This is a genomic window from Bacillus fungorum, from assembly GCF_002746455.1.
Taxonomy (GTDB): Bacteria; Bacillota; Bacilli; order Bacillales; family Bacillaceae_G; genus Bacillus_A; species Bacillus_A fungorum.
Genome location: NZ_NWUW01000014.1, coordinates 117,281 through 130,519 on the forward strand (window position 1 = coordinate 117,281; position 13,239 = coordinate 130,519).

The 13,239-nt window shown below is 33.6% G+C and carries 14 protein-coding genes and 2 pseudogenes; 5 read left to right on the forward strand and 11 right to left on the reverse strand.

Translation table 11 applies throughout. The annotated features are described in order from the left end of the window. Window positions 1-133 precede the first annotated feature (133 nt). The 4 genes from CO726_RS19465 to spoIIP all read right to left on the reverse strand — a co-directional run bounded on the left by CO726_RS19465 (window position 134) and on the right by spoIIP (window position 3,232). Window positions 134-580: an NUDIX hydrolase gene (locus CO726_RS19465; protein ID WP_098760523.1), complete on the reverse strand. Its 447-nt coding sequence runs from the start codon at window positions 578-580 to the stop codon at window positions 134-136. Between the two features lie 23 nt (window positions 581-603). Further along, a complete protein-coding gene (locus CO726_RS19470; RefSeq protein WP_099685362.1) occupies window positions 604-1,344 on the reverse strand; it encodes a M15 family metallopeptidase in 741 nt (246 codons plus the stop codon). Window positions 1,345-1,355: 11 nt separating this feature from the next. Further along, window positions 1,356-1,853 carry a GNAT family N-acetyltransferase gene (locus tag CO726_RS19475; RefSeq protein WP_136699752.1) on the reverse strand — a complete coding sequence of 166 codons (498 nt, stop codon included), beginning with the start codon at window positions 1,851-1,853 and terminating at the stop codon, window positions 1,356-1,358. A gap of 224 nt (window positions 1,854-2,077) precedes the next feature. Further along, window positions 2,078-3,232, reverse strand: coding sequence for a stage II sporulation protein SpoIIP (spoIIP, locus tag CO726_RS19480; RefSeq protein ID WP_098760525.1), 1,155 nt, complete (start codon window positions 3,230-3,232; stop codon window positions 2,078-2,080). 88 nt (window positions 3,233-3,320) lie between these two features. Between spoIIP and CO726_RS19485 the strand changes: the two genes are divergently transcribed. Both CO726_RS19485 and CO726_RS19490 read left to right on the forward strand, forming a co-directional pair. Next, complete coding sequence (locus CO726_RS19485; RefSeq protein WP_098760526.1) at window positions 3,321-3,617, forward strand: hypothetical protein; 297 nt, start codon at window positions 3,321-3,323, stop codon at window positions 3,615-3,617. Window positions 3,618-3,621: 4 nt separating this feature from the next. Next, window positions 3,622-3,928, forward strand: a pseudogene (locus tag CO726_RS19490) (permease). On the opposite strand, the gene CO726_RS19495 reads toward CO726_RS19490, so the two are convergent. The 6 genes and pseudogenes from CO726_RS19495 to cbpA form a co-directional block, all read right to left on the reverse strand. Further along, complete coding sequence (locus tag CO726_RS19495; protein WP_099685364.1) at window positions 3,901-4,428, reverse strand: DUF1572 domain-containing protein; 528 nt, start codon at window positions 4,426-4,428, stop codon at window positions 3,901-3,903. The pseudogene CO726_RS19490 and the gene CO726_RS19495 sit on opposite strands and share 28 nt — an antisense overlap. Before the next feature lie 17 nt (window positions 4,429-4,445). Further along, complete coding sequence (gene csaA, locus CO726_RS19500; protein WP_001263041.1) at window positions 4,446-4,775, reverse strand: chaperone CsaA; 330 nt, start codon at window positions 4,773-4,775, stop codon at window positions 4,446-4,448. Window positions 4,776-5,023: 248 nt separating this feature from the next. After that, a pseudogene (locus CO726_RS19505) lies at window positions 5,024-6,571 on the reverse strand (IS200/IS605 family accessory protein TnpB-related protein). A 15-nt stretch (window positions 6,572-6,586) separates the two neighbouring features. Continuing rightward, the gene (locus tag CO726_RS32840; RefSeq protein ID WP_281259846.1) at window positions 6,587-6,709 is read right to left on the reverse strand and encodes a hypothetical protein; all 123 of its coding nucleotides are present in this window, start codon (window positions 6,707-6,709) and stop codon (window positions 6,587-6,589) included. Between the two features lie 157 nt (window positions 6,710-6,866). Beyond that, window positions 6,867-8,204, reverse strand: coding sequence for a branched-chain amino acid transport system II carrier protein BrnQ4 (gene brnQ4, locus CO726_RS19510; protein ID WP_425427809.1), 1,338 nt, complete (start codon window positions 8,202-8,204; stop codon window positions 6,867-6,869). Window positions 8,205-8,640: 436 nt separating this feature from the next. After that, window positions 8,641-9,288, reverse strand: coding sequence for a cyclic di-AMP binding protein CbpA (gene cbpA / locus CO726_RS19515; protein WP_099685366.1), 648 nt, complete (start codon window positions 9,286-9,288; stop codon window positions 8,641-8,643). Window positions 9,289-9,532: 244 nt separating this feature from the next. Here cbpA and CO726_RS19520 point away from each other — a divergent pair, with 244 nt between their 5' ends. The 3 genes from CO726_RS19520 to CO726_RS19530 all read left to right on the forward strand — a co-directional run bounded on the left by CO726_RS19520 (window position 9,533) and on the right by CO726_RS19530 (window position 12,402). Continuing rightward, a complete protein-coding gene (locus tag CO726_RS19520) occupies window positions 9,533-10,402 on the forward strand; it encodes a hypothetical protein (RefSeq protein WP_099685367.1) in 870 nt (289 codons plus the stop codon). A gap of 208 nt (window positions 10,403-10,610) precedes the next feature. Further along, a complete protein-coding gene (locus CO726_RS19525; RefSeq protein ID WP_099685368.1) occupies window positions 10,611-11,918 on the forward strand; it encodes a hemolysin family protein in 1,308 nt (435 codons plus the stop codon). A gap of 1 nt (window position 11,919) precedes the next feature. Beyond that, entirely contained in the window at window positions 11,920-12,402 is a 483-nt protein-coding gene (locus tag CO726_RS19530) for a DUF456 domain-containing protein (RefSeq protein WP_000217327.1), read from the forward strand. Between the two features lie 24 nt (window positions 12,403-12,426). Here CO726_RS19530 and CO726_RS19535 read toward each other — a convergent pair whose 3' ends face one another. Beyond that, window positions 12,427-13,047 (reverse strand): NAD(P)-dependent oxidoreductase, encoded by a 621-nt coding sequence (locus CO726_RS19535; RefSeq protein WP_099685369.1) that lies wholly within the window; start codon window positions 13,045-13,047, stop codon window positions 12,427-12,429. Window positions 13,048-13,239: the final 192 nt, after the last annotated feature.

The window sequence follows — 13,239 nt, forward strand, 5'->3', positions numbered from 1 at the left end:
TCATTTTCTCCACTCCTCGCATATACAATTACAATCCCTTTAAAAGAATTCAACTTACCAATATAAAAACCTTTTATTTCCTGAAAAATAAAAAAAGTCTGGAACGAATGAACTTCCGCTTCAGACCCTTTTATTACTTTACATATACTTCATCTAACAAATGTAAAAACTCACCTTGTTTCCCGGCTAATTCAGGGCATTTTGCAATATCAATCCATTCGTAGCAAAATACTAAACCTTCATCTTCCTCACCGGCACTTACAGTATGTTCCCAATTATCTTTTACATCTGTTGGTAACGTTATGTGGAAAAAATGGCGTTTTTGATATTCCTTTTTCTCTTTTACATGTATGATGTAATCAGCTAGGAATCGTTCTATGCATAAATGACGTAATCCAGACTCTTCTTGTACTTCTCGTAAAATCGCTGCTTCTACCGTTTCTCCTTCATCAACCGTTCCCCCTGGTATTTGTATACCACATTCAGGTATATCACGATGTTTAAAAACAAGCAGTTGCATAACTCCTTCTTTTTCTCTTGTCACATATGCGTGTACTTTTTTCTTATATAACACCGTCATAATCTTTCTCTCCCCTCAATTGTTCACTGAGTTACTTCTTCAAGTGTCAGTTGATTTTCATATAAATATGTAGCTTGTGGGTTCCCCACATACCTTACGTGCCATGGTTCATATCGATAGCCAGTAAGCGATTCTTTCGCTTTTGTATATCGAATGACAAAACCAAATTTATGGGCATTTTCAGAAAGCCACTGCCCTTCTTTCGTTTCACCAAAAATTGTCTCTAACTGAAACTTAGCAGATTGAGATGTAATATCCATAGCTAGTCCCGTTTGATGTTCACTCGTTCCAGGAACTGCACTCGACATTGCTGTTTTTGCTTCTCCATCTTGCTTTTTATACATCGTATTTAATGCTTTTTGTCGATCAAAAGATCTAAATCCAGAGACTGCAAAAAGGAAAATATGCTCCTTATCAGCTTGCTGAAACATTTCCTCAAGCGCACTGGCTGCCTCTTCCCTCATTTTTTTCTTTTCTTGATCACCTTCACTTGAGTAGCGTACTTTCGGAATAACTAAATCTGGCGGTCTATACCCATCTGGTAAACGCCTACTTTTATTCACAAGCACAAGCATTGAATTCGGATTACTAATTACCGCAATATCCCCATCCATATTCGCAATCGTTTCTTTCGCTTTCGGAAATATGTTATTTACATTTACCTCGCGCGCCTGCTTATCCTTATACATTTTATAATTGATTCCTGCTACTCCAACAATGAGTATCGCCGCTACGATACCAAGTAGTACCCATCTTTTTTTCATATAACGACCTCTTATTTTAATAATTTGGCCATTTCATACTCATCGATGTTCTCTCCATCGATAATAAGAGCAGCTCTTTTGACACCTTCTTTCACAAATCCAGCTTTTTTATATAGTGCCAGAGCTCTTGTATTGTGGGCCATTACCGTTAATTCTAAACGCCATACATCATGTAATCTTGCCCACTTCTCGACCTCTTTAAACAACCCGGTCCCAATACCTCGCCCACTATACTCTTGCAAAATACCAATTACAATACCTGCTACATGTCTCTTTCTTTGAATATGATTTCCATTCACTAAAATAAACCCTACTATCCTCTCATCTTCAACTGCTACAAATATTGTTGCATACTTATTTTCTATAAAGTGATGAATCATTTGTTCTTGTTGCTTAACTATAAATTTTCTTTCTCCTGGTTCATATAACATAAATTTTGTTTCTTCATCTAATTGCTTACTTAATTGCAAAAATGATGCTGCATCCTCTACTTTGATTTCTCTAATCACTTCAATCACCCTACCAATCTCATAATAAAAAGTTTTCCTTGTAAAAAGATTTTCTCTACTTACTAGAAAATCCCTTTGTAAATCTCCCAGTATAATTTGACAAATTTCGATATTACTATAACAACGACAAATTATGTCTATTATGTGACGCATTATTAATTACAAAAAAACGCAAGCATTACACTCACGTTTTTTCAGACTCTCTCATTCATTTCTGTTTCACTTTATCCATTCACTTTTTCTGCCTGCCAGAAATAATCACCAAACGCTTTAGCAAGTGCATCAATCGATCGATTTAGTTCTTCCTCTGTATTATCTACACCGCCAACTTCAATTAATATTGCTTGCCCTGATAAGTCTTGATTATAGACACCATTTCCTGTTTGGAATCCTTTTTGAATGACACCACGACTCACTCCTGGATACTTCTTACTAATCGTCTCATGTAAAGCCGTTGCTAATTGTAAGTTCTTTTCATAATTTTTATTGCCTTTTCCTATGACGAAAGCAAGCTTCGCATATGATTTATCTCCAATTGTTTTTGTCGTTACATTTTTCCGAGCACTATCACGATGTAAGTCAAAAAAGTACTGCAGTTCCTTATTACCGGTCATTGCTTCTTGTACAATTTCTCGTGACATTTTGTAAGAACTATTACTATTCAACCCTTTACTAATCAACTTTTGACCGACATCAGTCTTGTCGTTAGTAGCTCCGATCCCTTCACTTGCTAATTGTTCACGAAATCGGTCGCCGACTATTGAAATATTCGTGACGGAACTTGTCGCTTTATTCGGATTTGGATCATTTGCTAAATTCAGTAACGGCAAATAAGATTCCCAGCTATGTGAATGATAAATAAACGCAACTTGTCTTTTTCCTGTCGTTTGAGCCGGTTGCTTTTTCTCTTTATTCGTATCAGGCTTTGGAGCCTGTCCACCTTCTCCAGTCCGTTCTTTTACTACTTCTTCAAGTGGAACGCTCGACTCTATCGGTAAGTTAGAATAATTTGTCCCTTCACCCGCAATAACAATTTCTGTATCGTACTTACCAAAACCAGGTAGCTCTTTGCCGACAAAACTGCGTACATCGTTAAAACGAATATTCGTAGCCATAGAAAAGAGAAACGAAGATATTGAAAAATCTTGATTTAAATTTCGATATTCCTGTGTAAAATAATGATTCTCTTTCCCAAGAACATACATGTAACCATTCATCGATAACTCATTTAACCAATTATATAAATACGTTGACTTTGTCTCTTTCATAGAGGTTACCATCATACTAATAAGAAAAAAAGTCGCTAGTACTGTAGCTATAATAAATAATACTAACTTACGTACACTCGTGAATTTCACATAAAAAAAGCCTCGATTCATACTATCACCTCTCTATTTCAAGTTATGTACAAGCTCTAGAGAATAGACCGTCTAAATTCCGGCTATATTGTTAATGAGGTGAAATGAATTGAAGCTACTAATAGGAACATTACCCATTGTACTATCATGTATTTTTTATTGGCTCGCTAAGTATCCTACAATCCGTGTTGCATTCCATATCTCAGCATACTTAGCAATTTATGTACTCGGTACAATTATTTCTATTCATATATATGATGTTTTAATGCAAGATTTAGTTTTCATGACAAGCATTCATAGCATTTTACTAAATCCGTTTTTTCTTATATCAGGAGCGTATGTAGGGATATACACTTTATACCTACTTTTGTCTTACATGATTACAAATATGAAAAATGGAGCGTAATGAGATGCAACCACCGTTCATCTGTCATACATGCAAAAAAAGAATTACGCGAAATAAAGATCTTATTACTGCCACATTGTACTTCCGCTTGTATTTATTTCACATTGGTTGCTTTAAACGATAGCAAGTGTTCATCTCGAGATTTATCCCTGTGAATACACTATTAAATTTCTTTCTTATTATATACGGACTTATTTTTGGGAGTATTCTTATGATTACAGAACCATCTATTATTTGGCTCATTTTCTTATTTCCAATTTTATATCGGTTTTTTTCCTAATTATTATGTTGAACGCTTTTTCCCTACATAACGTGCAGACTGCCCTCTAGGAATGCTTAAACATTCCCAATCATTTTCTTTTAACATTTTACCGATATAAATCATTTGGCCAATGTGCAAAGCATAATGAGAAATTTGTCTTTCAATTGCTTGCATTACAGTTTGTGCTTCACCACGAATATATATCGTCTGTAATAAGTTTTCCGGTGTTAGCACATTCATCGTATTAAAAACATATTCCCATCCTTTATTCCATGCTGCGAGTACCTCTTCTTTAGAAGAATAACCACCTTCAAATTCAGCATCTCGGTTACGATCTATTTTTTCACCATCAGATGTTAAAAAATCCGTCCATCTAGAACGCATATTACCGTGTAGATGCTTAATTATAATTGCTATGCTATTTGTTTCTTCATGAGAAGACCATTCAATCTGTTCATATGATAATTGTGAAAGCACCCTCTCTCCTTGCTTCTTTGTTGCTTTAAAATTCAAAGTGGCACATTGTAAATATTCGCGTCCGATATCCATGTTCCCCCGCCTTTACACTAACTAATTTTTGTTCCATTTGGTAATTCCATATTCGGCTGAAGTAATACAACATCACCAGCTTCTGGTACTCCTCCTAAAACAAGTACTTCTGATTTAAATCCAGCTACACGTTTTGGTGGAAAATTCACAACAGCAACGATTTGCTGACCGATTAAGTCTTCTGGGTTATATCTCTTCGTAATTTGAGCACTTGACTGCTTCATTCCAAGCTCCCCAAAATCAATTTCTAGTTTAATCGCTGGCACTCTAGCTTCTTTAAATTCCTCTGCGTGTGTTACAGTTCCAATTCTTACATCCAGAGTTAAAAAATCTTCAAAATTAGCCATTTTATCATTCCTGGTTTGAAATTCTTATAAAAATCTATACATTGTTGGCGAACCAAGTCAAATGCCAACTACCGAAAAGGAATCTCACCTTTTTTCCTGTTCGTAAGGGTTGTGACCTTTTCATCCACCTATTGTGAAAGAGTGACGGCAGGTTCCTGTTAGGAACGGTCTGTTCTTGCATACTACCATTCATCCAAGTCAGTAGTATGCAAGAGGTTATAAGAAAGAAACCAGTACCCCCTTCTCATTTAAATTTTAAATACGAATTGTTGATTGCTCATATAAACAGTTTTGTGAAGAATGCTCCACAATTTCCAATTATGATGTTCTTTCCACGTTTGAATTGTTTGTAACCATTTTTTATATACTTTTTTCGTATTCTTTTTACTTTCTTCCATAGAAGCAACAAGAATACGCAGTTTTGTTGTAATTTGGTTTTTTAATAATAAAATAATTTCTTTTGGTACTTGTTCTTGCAATTCTAATCCACGTCTTGCGATCGTAAATGCGGCTGTTTCATGAACGCTAATACCGTATTTTTTACTATATTTTAATTTTCCAATCACACTTGTATAAGCAGGATTCACTGTTTTGACAGAAAACCCGTTGCGAAGAGCCATACGAATTAAACTGTTCAACATCTTTTTATACGTAAATTGATGGAAATTACGATTACTGTATGCATCAGTATCCTGAGATTGTTGAAACTTTAAATCTTCTAAAACAATTCCACCTACATTGTTTTCCAACAACCATGTTTTAATTTGTTGTACGATTTGTCCAATTATCGTTCCGCGTTTGTTTGTTGAAAACGTATTAAGATTGTGTAGACAAAAAATTTTTGAACCTTTAAAATTACCTTGTTTTGTACATAAACTAACTGCAATACGGTCCGGATTTACATCGATTCCTGCAATTACATCTGATTGTGGTGTTTCCTTGAGATCTAGTACACGACCTATTTCCGTTTCATCAAACGTAATATTTACATAAAATTCATTTTGTTTACGAATGATTTCTACACTATATTTTTGATGCTCTATAATCGGTTTTCCTTTTGGATTTACACCGATTTGCTCTCTCCTAACGACATTTGTAATTTAATGATAAAAACGATATGGAATGATAATCGGAACTTTGATTCGTGGGCTTTTTGTTTTTCCATTTGTTAGTCTTAATGGATTTGCAATTTCTAACCATCCTTGCCCACAGTCATCAACTGTAATGCGCATGTTCAAATTCCCTTTTTTGCTTTTATCTCCACGAGAATATAATTGTCGTGGACGCAAATCTTTCCATTCTTGATTGGATATCTTGCTTTTCATTCTTTCATAGAAATTTTTCCGACCACCAAAAATAATAGGAGGTAATGTTTTATTTTTAATATGTTTTGCATACGTTTCTATTCTCTGTTCTAATTTTTGTTTTCGTTTTCTTAAACCAATTAAACAAGTTTCTAATGAAACTTGTTTAGGTCTTTTTTTGCCGCTTTCATAATCATCTATTTTTTGTAACGTCTTTTCTAACTTTTTTTGATTGTTTTCTAGGTAAACAGGAAGAAGTTCTTTTTGAGAGGAAAGGATTGTTTGCGCTTGTAAAACCGCATCTTCACAAAAACGTTTATTTAACAAATATTTAGGCTGTAGTTTTTTTATCAATTCTTTCTCGTTTTCGCCCTCAATCAAACGATTCAAACTATATCGTTTTGCACTTTCGAACGTACGAATCAAAGTAATTAAATCTTCCGTTTGTTCTTTTGTGATAGAACTGATTTTACAAGCCCGTGTTGTTTTCATCCTTTCCACCCTTTTCTAATACGGATTTTTTGGTGTTCTATCCGCAATAAAAATACCTTCTTTATCCCAATTCCGTAAAGTTTGTTGCGTTTTTCCTAATATGTTTGTAGCTTTCCCAATTGAAATATAATTTTTCATTTTCATCACCTGAAAATATTACGTGTTGAATTCCATAAAATAAACAACCTTAAATTATATTTTTTTATATTTATTTACAGATTTTTATTTACTCTTGTTTCCTCCTAATTATTACTTAGACAAAATCTATAAATCCCCTTTAAAAAAAGAAAGGCGCCTAAGCACCTTTCTTTTGTAATTCACTTGATTCATTTGATTTATAGAAGAAGAAACCGAGGATCCCGCCAATACATGATGGGATTAACCATCCTATTCCTTCATTATATAATGGTAACATTTGTAGTACGTTAGAAATCGCGTCAATTTTAATCTTCGCACTTTCTAAACCGTTAAAGAAACTAATTAATAATGCACCTAAAATAGCTCCAATATAAATGGTATTACGCTTCCCAATCCATTTATGGAAGTAAGAAAGTACGATTAATACGATTGCAACTGGATAAATGATCATTAACACTGGTAAAGTAACTGCGATTAATTGTGTTAAACCTAGGTTAGATACAATTAAACTAAACACGCATACCATTGTTACAATTGTTTTATGCGAAAGTTTTGGGAATAAGTTTGTAAAGAAGCCCGCACAAGCTGATGTTAATCCAACAGAAGTTGTTAAACAAGCTAGTATAATAACAAGTCCTAATAAAATTTTACCACCTGTTCCATATAACTCATTTACGACATTCGTTAAAATAAGTCCACCATTCTCCGAGATACCAAGTGATGTACTTGTTGAACCAAGATAAGCAAGTGACAAATAGATTAACGTTAAACCAAGTACAGCAATAATACCTGATACGACTGTTATTTTTGCAATTTGACTACTCTCTTTTATTCCTTTAGAGCGAATAACTTGTACAACAACAATTCCAAATACAAGCGCACTAATTGCATCCATCGTTAAATATCCTTGAATAAATCCACCAAAGAAAGCATTTTCTTTGTATGCCGCTAGCGGCGCAGCTGGTTCTCCAATCGGATCAATAATTGCCTTTCCGACAATAACAGCAACAATCAATACCAATACTGGTGTAAGAAATTTCCCGAACCAATCTACTAATTTAGATGGATTTAAAGATAAATACCACGTTATTCCGAAGAAAATTATCGTGAAAAGAAATAGCATGTACCACTCCGAAACCAATGCCTCTGATAAAAATGGCTTTATACCCATTTCAAATGAAACGGCTCCCGTACGCGGAATCGCAAAAAATGGTCCAATCGCTAAATAACTAATCAATGGAAAAATAAACGCAAATATAGGGTGAACTCTAGAAGATAGCGCTTTCAAGTCCCCCTCTACAAACGCGACAGCTGTTACAGCTAATAGAGGTAATCCGACTCCCGTTACAAGGAATCCAATTGTAGCAACCCAAACATTCTCTCCAGCTTGTTGCCCTAAAACTGGCGGGAAAATTAAATTTCCTGCTCCTAAAAATAGTGCAAATAACATTAAACCAATTGCTACCGTATCACCTGGCCTTAAACGTCCCTTCATGCTTTTCATTTGCATAGCACTTTTTCATTGTTTATCTCTATTTTCACAATATGCTATGCATCCTCCTCTCTGCTCAAGATGATAAAATATGCCCCTTACAAAGCAGTGTCTTTCTCCATAATTTCTCCATTCCCCTTATTCTTACTCTAATTATCAATTTTTGATTTTTTTGAATTTTCAACTCATTAGAGTGGTATTACGTGGGGTGTAGTTGTCAGACCTCTTTGTTTTTATCACACATATAGTAACATATTTAGTTGAAAAATAAAAACATATTTTTAAATTGATTTTTTTGAAAATCAAAATTATCTACATTTTTTATTCTTTTGCACAAATATTGTTACAATCTCACCTATTATGCTATCATTATTTTCAAATAACTTTATACACGTAACATAACAAAAGCCATCTAACATAATTAGACGGCTTTTGCATGTTACTCTATCGTTTCAACTTCACATGGATTTTTCATCTCTTCCACATACACAACTCTAAATCCGTGATCTTCTAAATCTCTCAATAACGTCTCTAATTCACCGTCGTTAAACTCTTCTCCTAATGTAAACATAATTCTACGAACTAATAAGGCATCATTATCAAAAGTCATTAAACTTTGGATACCTGTATATTTTTTTAATACTGTTGATAATTTTTGAATTGCCCCATTATAATCTTGTGTCCCAATCATGACAGAATATTTACTAGAATGAACGCCCCAAGCATCTTCTAATAACTCAAAAACTTTTTTATGCGTTAAAATCCCAAGAAAAACTCCTTTTTCATCAACTACTGATAAATAAGGTAATTTTTTTATTGTAAAAAATACTTTAAAGAACGAAGAATCTTCTCTGACATATCCTTCTTTATCGTTTAATAATTGTAATACACTCTCTTCCAGTGAACCTTTATATTCTAAAATATCTACTTTATATATATTCCCTAAATATTTCTCTTTTTTTTCATCTAAAACTGGTACACAACGATAGCCAGTTTTATTTAAATGCTCCAGTGCTTCCCCTATCGTAATTGAACTTGAGCAAAATAAAACTTCCCTTTTCGGCACATAATTCCCTTTAATCCTCATAAACAGCCTCCTTATGTTAAAATACTTTCTGTGCCATAACTATATTATATTTTCAGAAAAAAATAAATAATTTATTTTACTTTTCTGAAAATTATTCGTTTTCTTGTCATAATTTATTCACGTTTCATTCAATTCTATCCACTACAATACTAAACTTCTTTTAAAAAAATATATTGTAACTTACTCCGAAAAAAGCTAAAATAAGAATAAGAATTTTCTGAATATTATAATAGCAGGTGATTACATGTCTTTATTGCGCTCACATATATGTAAATTTATTATTGGTGTTCTCATTATATTTATCATCAGTCCTATTCCGGCTTTATTCATTACACATAAATACTCTTACATAACTGGCTTTATAAGTATTTTTCATAACTTCGCACAGCTTTCTTCTATGACAATTCCAAAGATTGATTGGATGCATGAATCTATCTTTTTCTCAGTAAATCCAATGGTACATACTTCAAATCATTCAACACCGTTATTCCCTTACATATGGGAAATATATTTTTTATCGATTGTTCGTTTTACCTTTACTCTTGCGATTGGATTCTTCATCAGTTTAGGGATCGGCCATTTATTTTTTAAAGCGCCTCATTCGATTAAAAAGTTCACTTCTTTATTAAGATGGATACCTTATTCTTTTTGTACTGTATTTTTACAATGCTCAGTCTTATTACTACTCCTATACATCGCAAAATTTATAAAGCTTCCTTACTACTCATCTTTTATCATCGTTTGTAGTACTTCCATGATTATCGTTATGCAAACCATAAAAAAATGGATTCCGTTCTTAAGTAACAGAAATGAATATGAAATAAAACAATCCTCTTTCCTTGTAGACACATTGTTTTTAGCGCTTACCTCGAATCATAAATCTATTTTAGGTTCCATTATTCTTTCATTCGTTTTTATGGAATGCGTTTTCCATGCAAGTGGACTATTGCAATTTATCGTTCAATTCGGAGGAAATGCACCTATTATTGTTACAATTAGCTTATTACTTTTGTATATACCGTATTGCATACTCTCATTCCTTCAAACACTATGGACGACAAACCATTTTAAACAACAATCATACGCTTTAACGAGAAGTATTCCAAAACCTTAATTGGAAATAACCCTCTAGAATCTGAAAGTAGGGGGTTATTCCTTTTGTATAGCGGACAAAATAACAGCAAATTCAAAAACCATTACAGAAACATACCAATATTTATCCTTTTTCTTTGACTATTCTTTTCATTTGGATTTATTATAAAAGTATAACATAATTGCAGGAGGTGACATCTTTATTCCCAAATACGGAATAGAGAACACACTTGGACATATTAAATATTTTTCTCATCTTTATACTTATCCTTATTTCCGGCTTTTTCGTTGCATCAGAATTCGCTGTTGTAAAAGTACGAAAAAGTCGAATTGACCAGCTTGCAAATGAAGGCAATAAACAAGCTTTAGCTGCAAGAAGTGTCATATCTAATTTAGATGTTTATTTATCAGCTTGTCAGCTCGGGATTACAATTACTTCATTAGGGCTTGGTTGGCTCGGTGAACCGACTGTGGAACATCTATTACGACCGCTATTTGAAAAAATTAATATTACTGGAACAATGGCGAATACTTTATCCTTTATTATTGCTTTTAGTGTAATTACATTTTTCCATGTTGTATTAGGTGAATTAGTTCCAAAGTCTTTCGCAATTCAAAAAGCAGAAGCAATCACACTTAAATTTGCAAGACCACTTATTTTATTTGATAAAATTATGTATCCATTCATTTGGCTACTAAATAGTACAGCTATCTTTTTCACAAAACTACTCGGTTTAGAGCCTGCGAAAGAAAATGAACTTGCCCATTCTGAAGAGGAACTACGACTCATTTTAGGGGAAAGTTTCAAAAGCGGCGAAATAAATCAAACCGAGTATAAATATGTAAATAATATTTTTGAATTTGACGACCGAGTTGCAAAAGAAATTATGGTCCCTCGTACAGAAATGATTTGCTTATCTACTGAAAATACGTTAGAAGAAAACATGGATATCGTTGCAACTGAAAAGTATACACGCTATCCTATCATCGAAAAAGATAAAGATGATATAATCGGTATGATTAATACGAAAGAAGTATTTCATGATCAAACGAAAGGCATTCATAAGCCACTCGAATCTTACATACATCCAGTATTAACTGTATTTGAAACTGTTCCAATTCGCAAAACGTTAGTACATCTACAAAAAAATCGTGTTCAGATGGCAATCATTATGGATGAATATGGTGGTACTGCTGGACTTTTAACAATGGAAGATATTCTTGAAGAAATCATTGGAGAAATTCAAGATGAGTTTGATGCGGATGAATCACCTATGATTGAAAAACGTACACCGAAGCTTACTGTTTTAGATGGGAAAGTGCTCATCTCTGAAGTAAATGATATGTTTGGTCTACATATTGATGATAGCGATTTAGATACAATTGGAGGCTGGCTCCTCTCTCAAGCAGTGGACTTAAATATTGAGGCTGGTTATTCTATTGAATTTGCTGGTTTTCAATTTAAAGCACTAGAACTTGATGGACATCAAGTGAAAAAAATTGCGGTACATAAATTAGAAACGAAAAAGGAGTTATAAAGTGACAGTATTATTAACAATCTGTATCATTGCCTGTTTCATTGTTTCGTTTCTCGCCTTTATTTATCCTATAATTCCAGGCATCCTTGCTGTTTGGGCTGGATATTTCATTTACCATTTTGGTATAAATGGCGGAGAACTAACAACTTCCTTTTGGATTATTCAAGTCATTTTCACACTATTCATTTTCGTTGCTGATTTTATTGCAAATGGATATTTCTTAAAGAAATACGGGAGTTCTAAATGGGGAGAACGTGTCGGTATGATTTCGATCATTGTTGGATCTTTCTTCTTCCCACCATTCGGTTTAATTATCATCCCGTTCTTATCGGTATTTATTACAGAACTAATGCATAAAAAAGCGCCAAAAGACGCCTTTCTAGTAGGAGTTGCTACTGTAGTTGGTTTTTTAAGCAGTACAGTAGCGAAAGCCATTCTCCAAATCATTATGATTATCATATTTGTATGTTATATCGTCTTTTAACCATCCCAATTTCGGGATGGTTTTTTAATAGGAAATACCTACTCGGCTATTCTCATATTGGTTTTTCCTACACAGATTCCACGTAAAATGTGCTGTATCACCAACTGTTATTTTTGCTCCATCTTCTGGTAATACATCTTTTTCGGTTCGATATACCCCTGTCATATCACCGTCTATTAAATGCGTCGGACAAACGACCGTCCAACATAAATTACTACTACTAAGTATCTTATATGCAGTTAAATGATCTTCTGCTGCGGTTGTTGTCTTCCTTTTTGATTCCGTTGATTGAAAACGATATAAATTTAGATTTGTTCTCGCTTGTAAAATACCCGCTGTTCCTATTGTAATGATTTTATGAACCCCTTCTTCTTTCATTTCCTTTATAATTTGTGGCATACTCCTCGCTAATGTCCCATTTTGATCCGTCCCAAGTGCACTAATTACTATATCGCTTCCTTTTATTGCTTTCTTTATATCATTTTCATTCAATACATTACCTTCTATCACTCGTAACCTTTCATGATGTATTTCTATTCTATTTAAATCACGCGCTAATGCAGTCACTTCAGCTGAATCCTTTAATGCTAATTTTATTATGTTTGAACCTACTCTCCCTGTTGCTCCCAATATACATACTTTCATTTATTTTCCCCCTCTTTCATTCTTTCTCTATTTTTCAATAATCTCAATTAATTTACAACAAAAAAGGAGTTGTCCCAAAAGCTCCTTTAAATGACTAAAAGCCACAGAGAAAATTTATTTTCTTCGTGGCTTTTGTTATTTTTTCGATTTTCTTCCTCAAACGAGCGGTTCTTTTCCGCTTGTTTGAGGAAG

Excerpts from the sequence above, each read along its gene's own strand:
- CO726_RS19465 (WP_098760523.1), bottom strand. The coding sequence starts at position 580 with ATGACGGTGTTATATAAGAAAAAAGTACACGCATATGTGACAAGAGAA.
- CO726_RS19470 (WP_099685362.1), bottom strand. The coding sequence starts at position 1,344 with ATGAAAAAAAGATGGGTACTACTTGGTATCGTAGCGGCGATACTCATT.
- spoIIP (WP_098760525.1), bottom strand. The coding sequence starts at position 3,232 with ATGAATCGAGGCTTTTTTTATGTGAAATTCACGAGTGTACGTAAGTTA.
- CO726_RS19495 (WP_099685364.1), bottom strand. The coding sequence starts at position 4,428 with ATGGATATCGGACGCGAATATTTACAATGTGCCACTTTGAATTTTAAA.
- csaA (WP_001263041.1), bottom strand. The coding sequence starts at position 4,775 with ATGGCTAATTTTGAAGATTTTTTAACTCTGGATGTAAGAATTGGAACT.
- CO726_RS32840 (WP_281259846.1), bottom strand. The coding sequence starts at position 6,709 with ATGAAAAATTATATTTCAATTGGGAAAGCTACAAACATATTAGGAAAA.
- brnQ4 (WP_425427809.1), bottom strand. The coding sequence starts at position 8,204 with ATGAAGGGACGTTTAAGGCCAGGTGATACGGTAGCAATTGGTTTAATG.
- cbpA (WP_099685366.1), bottom strand. The coding sequence starts at position 9,288 with ATGAGGATTAAAGGGAATTATGTGCCGAAAAGGGAAGTTTTATTTTGC.
- CO726_RS19520 (WP_099685367.1), top strand. The coding sequence starts at position 9,533 with ATGTCTTTATTGCGCTCACATATATGTAAATTTATTATTGGTGTTCTC.
- CO726_RS19535 (WP_099685369.1), bottom strand. The coding sequence starts at position 13,047 with ATGAAAGTATGTATATTGGGAGCAACAGGGAGAGTAGGTTCAAACATA.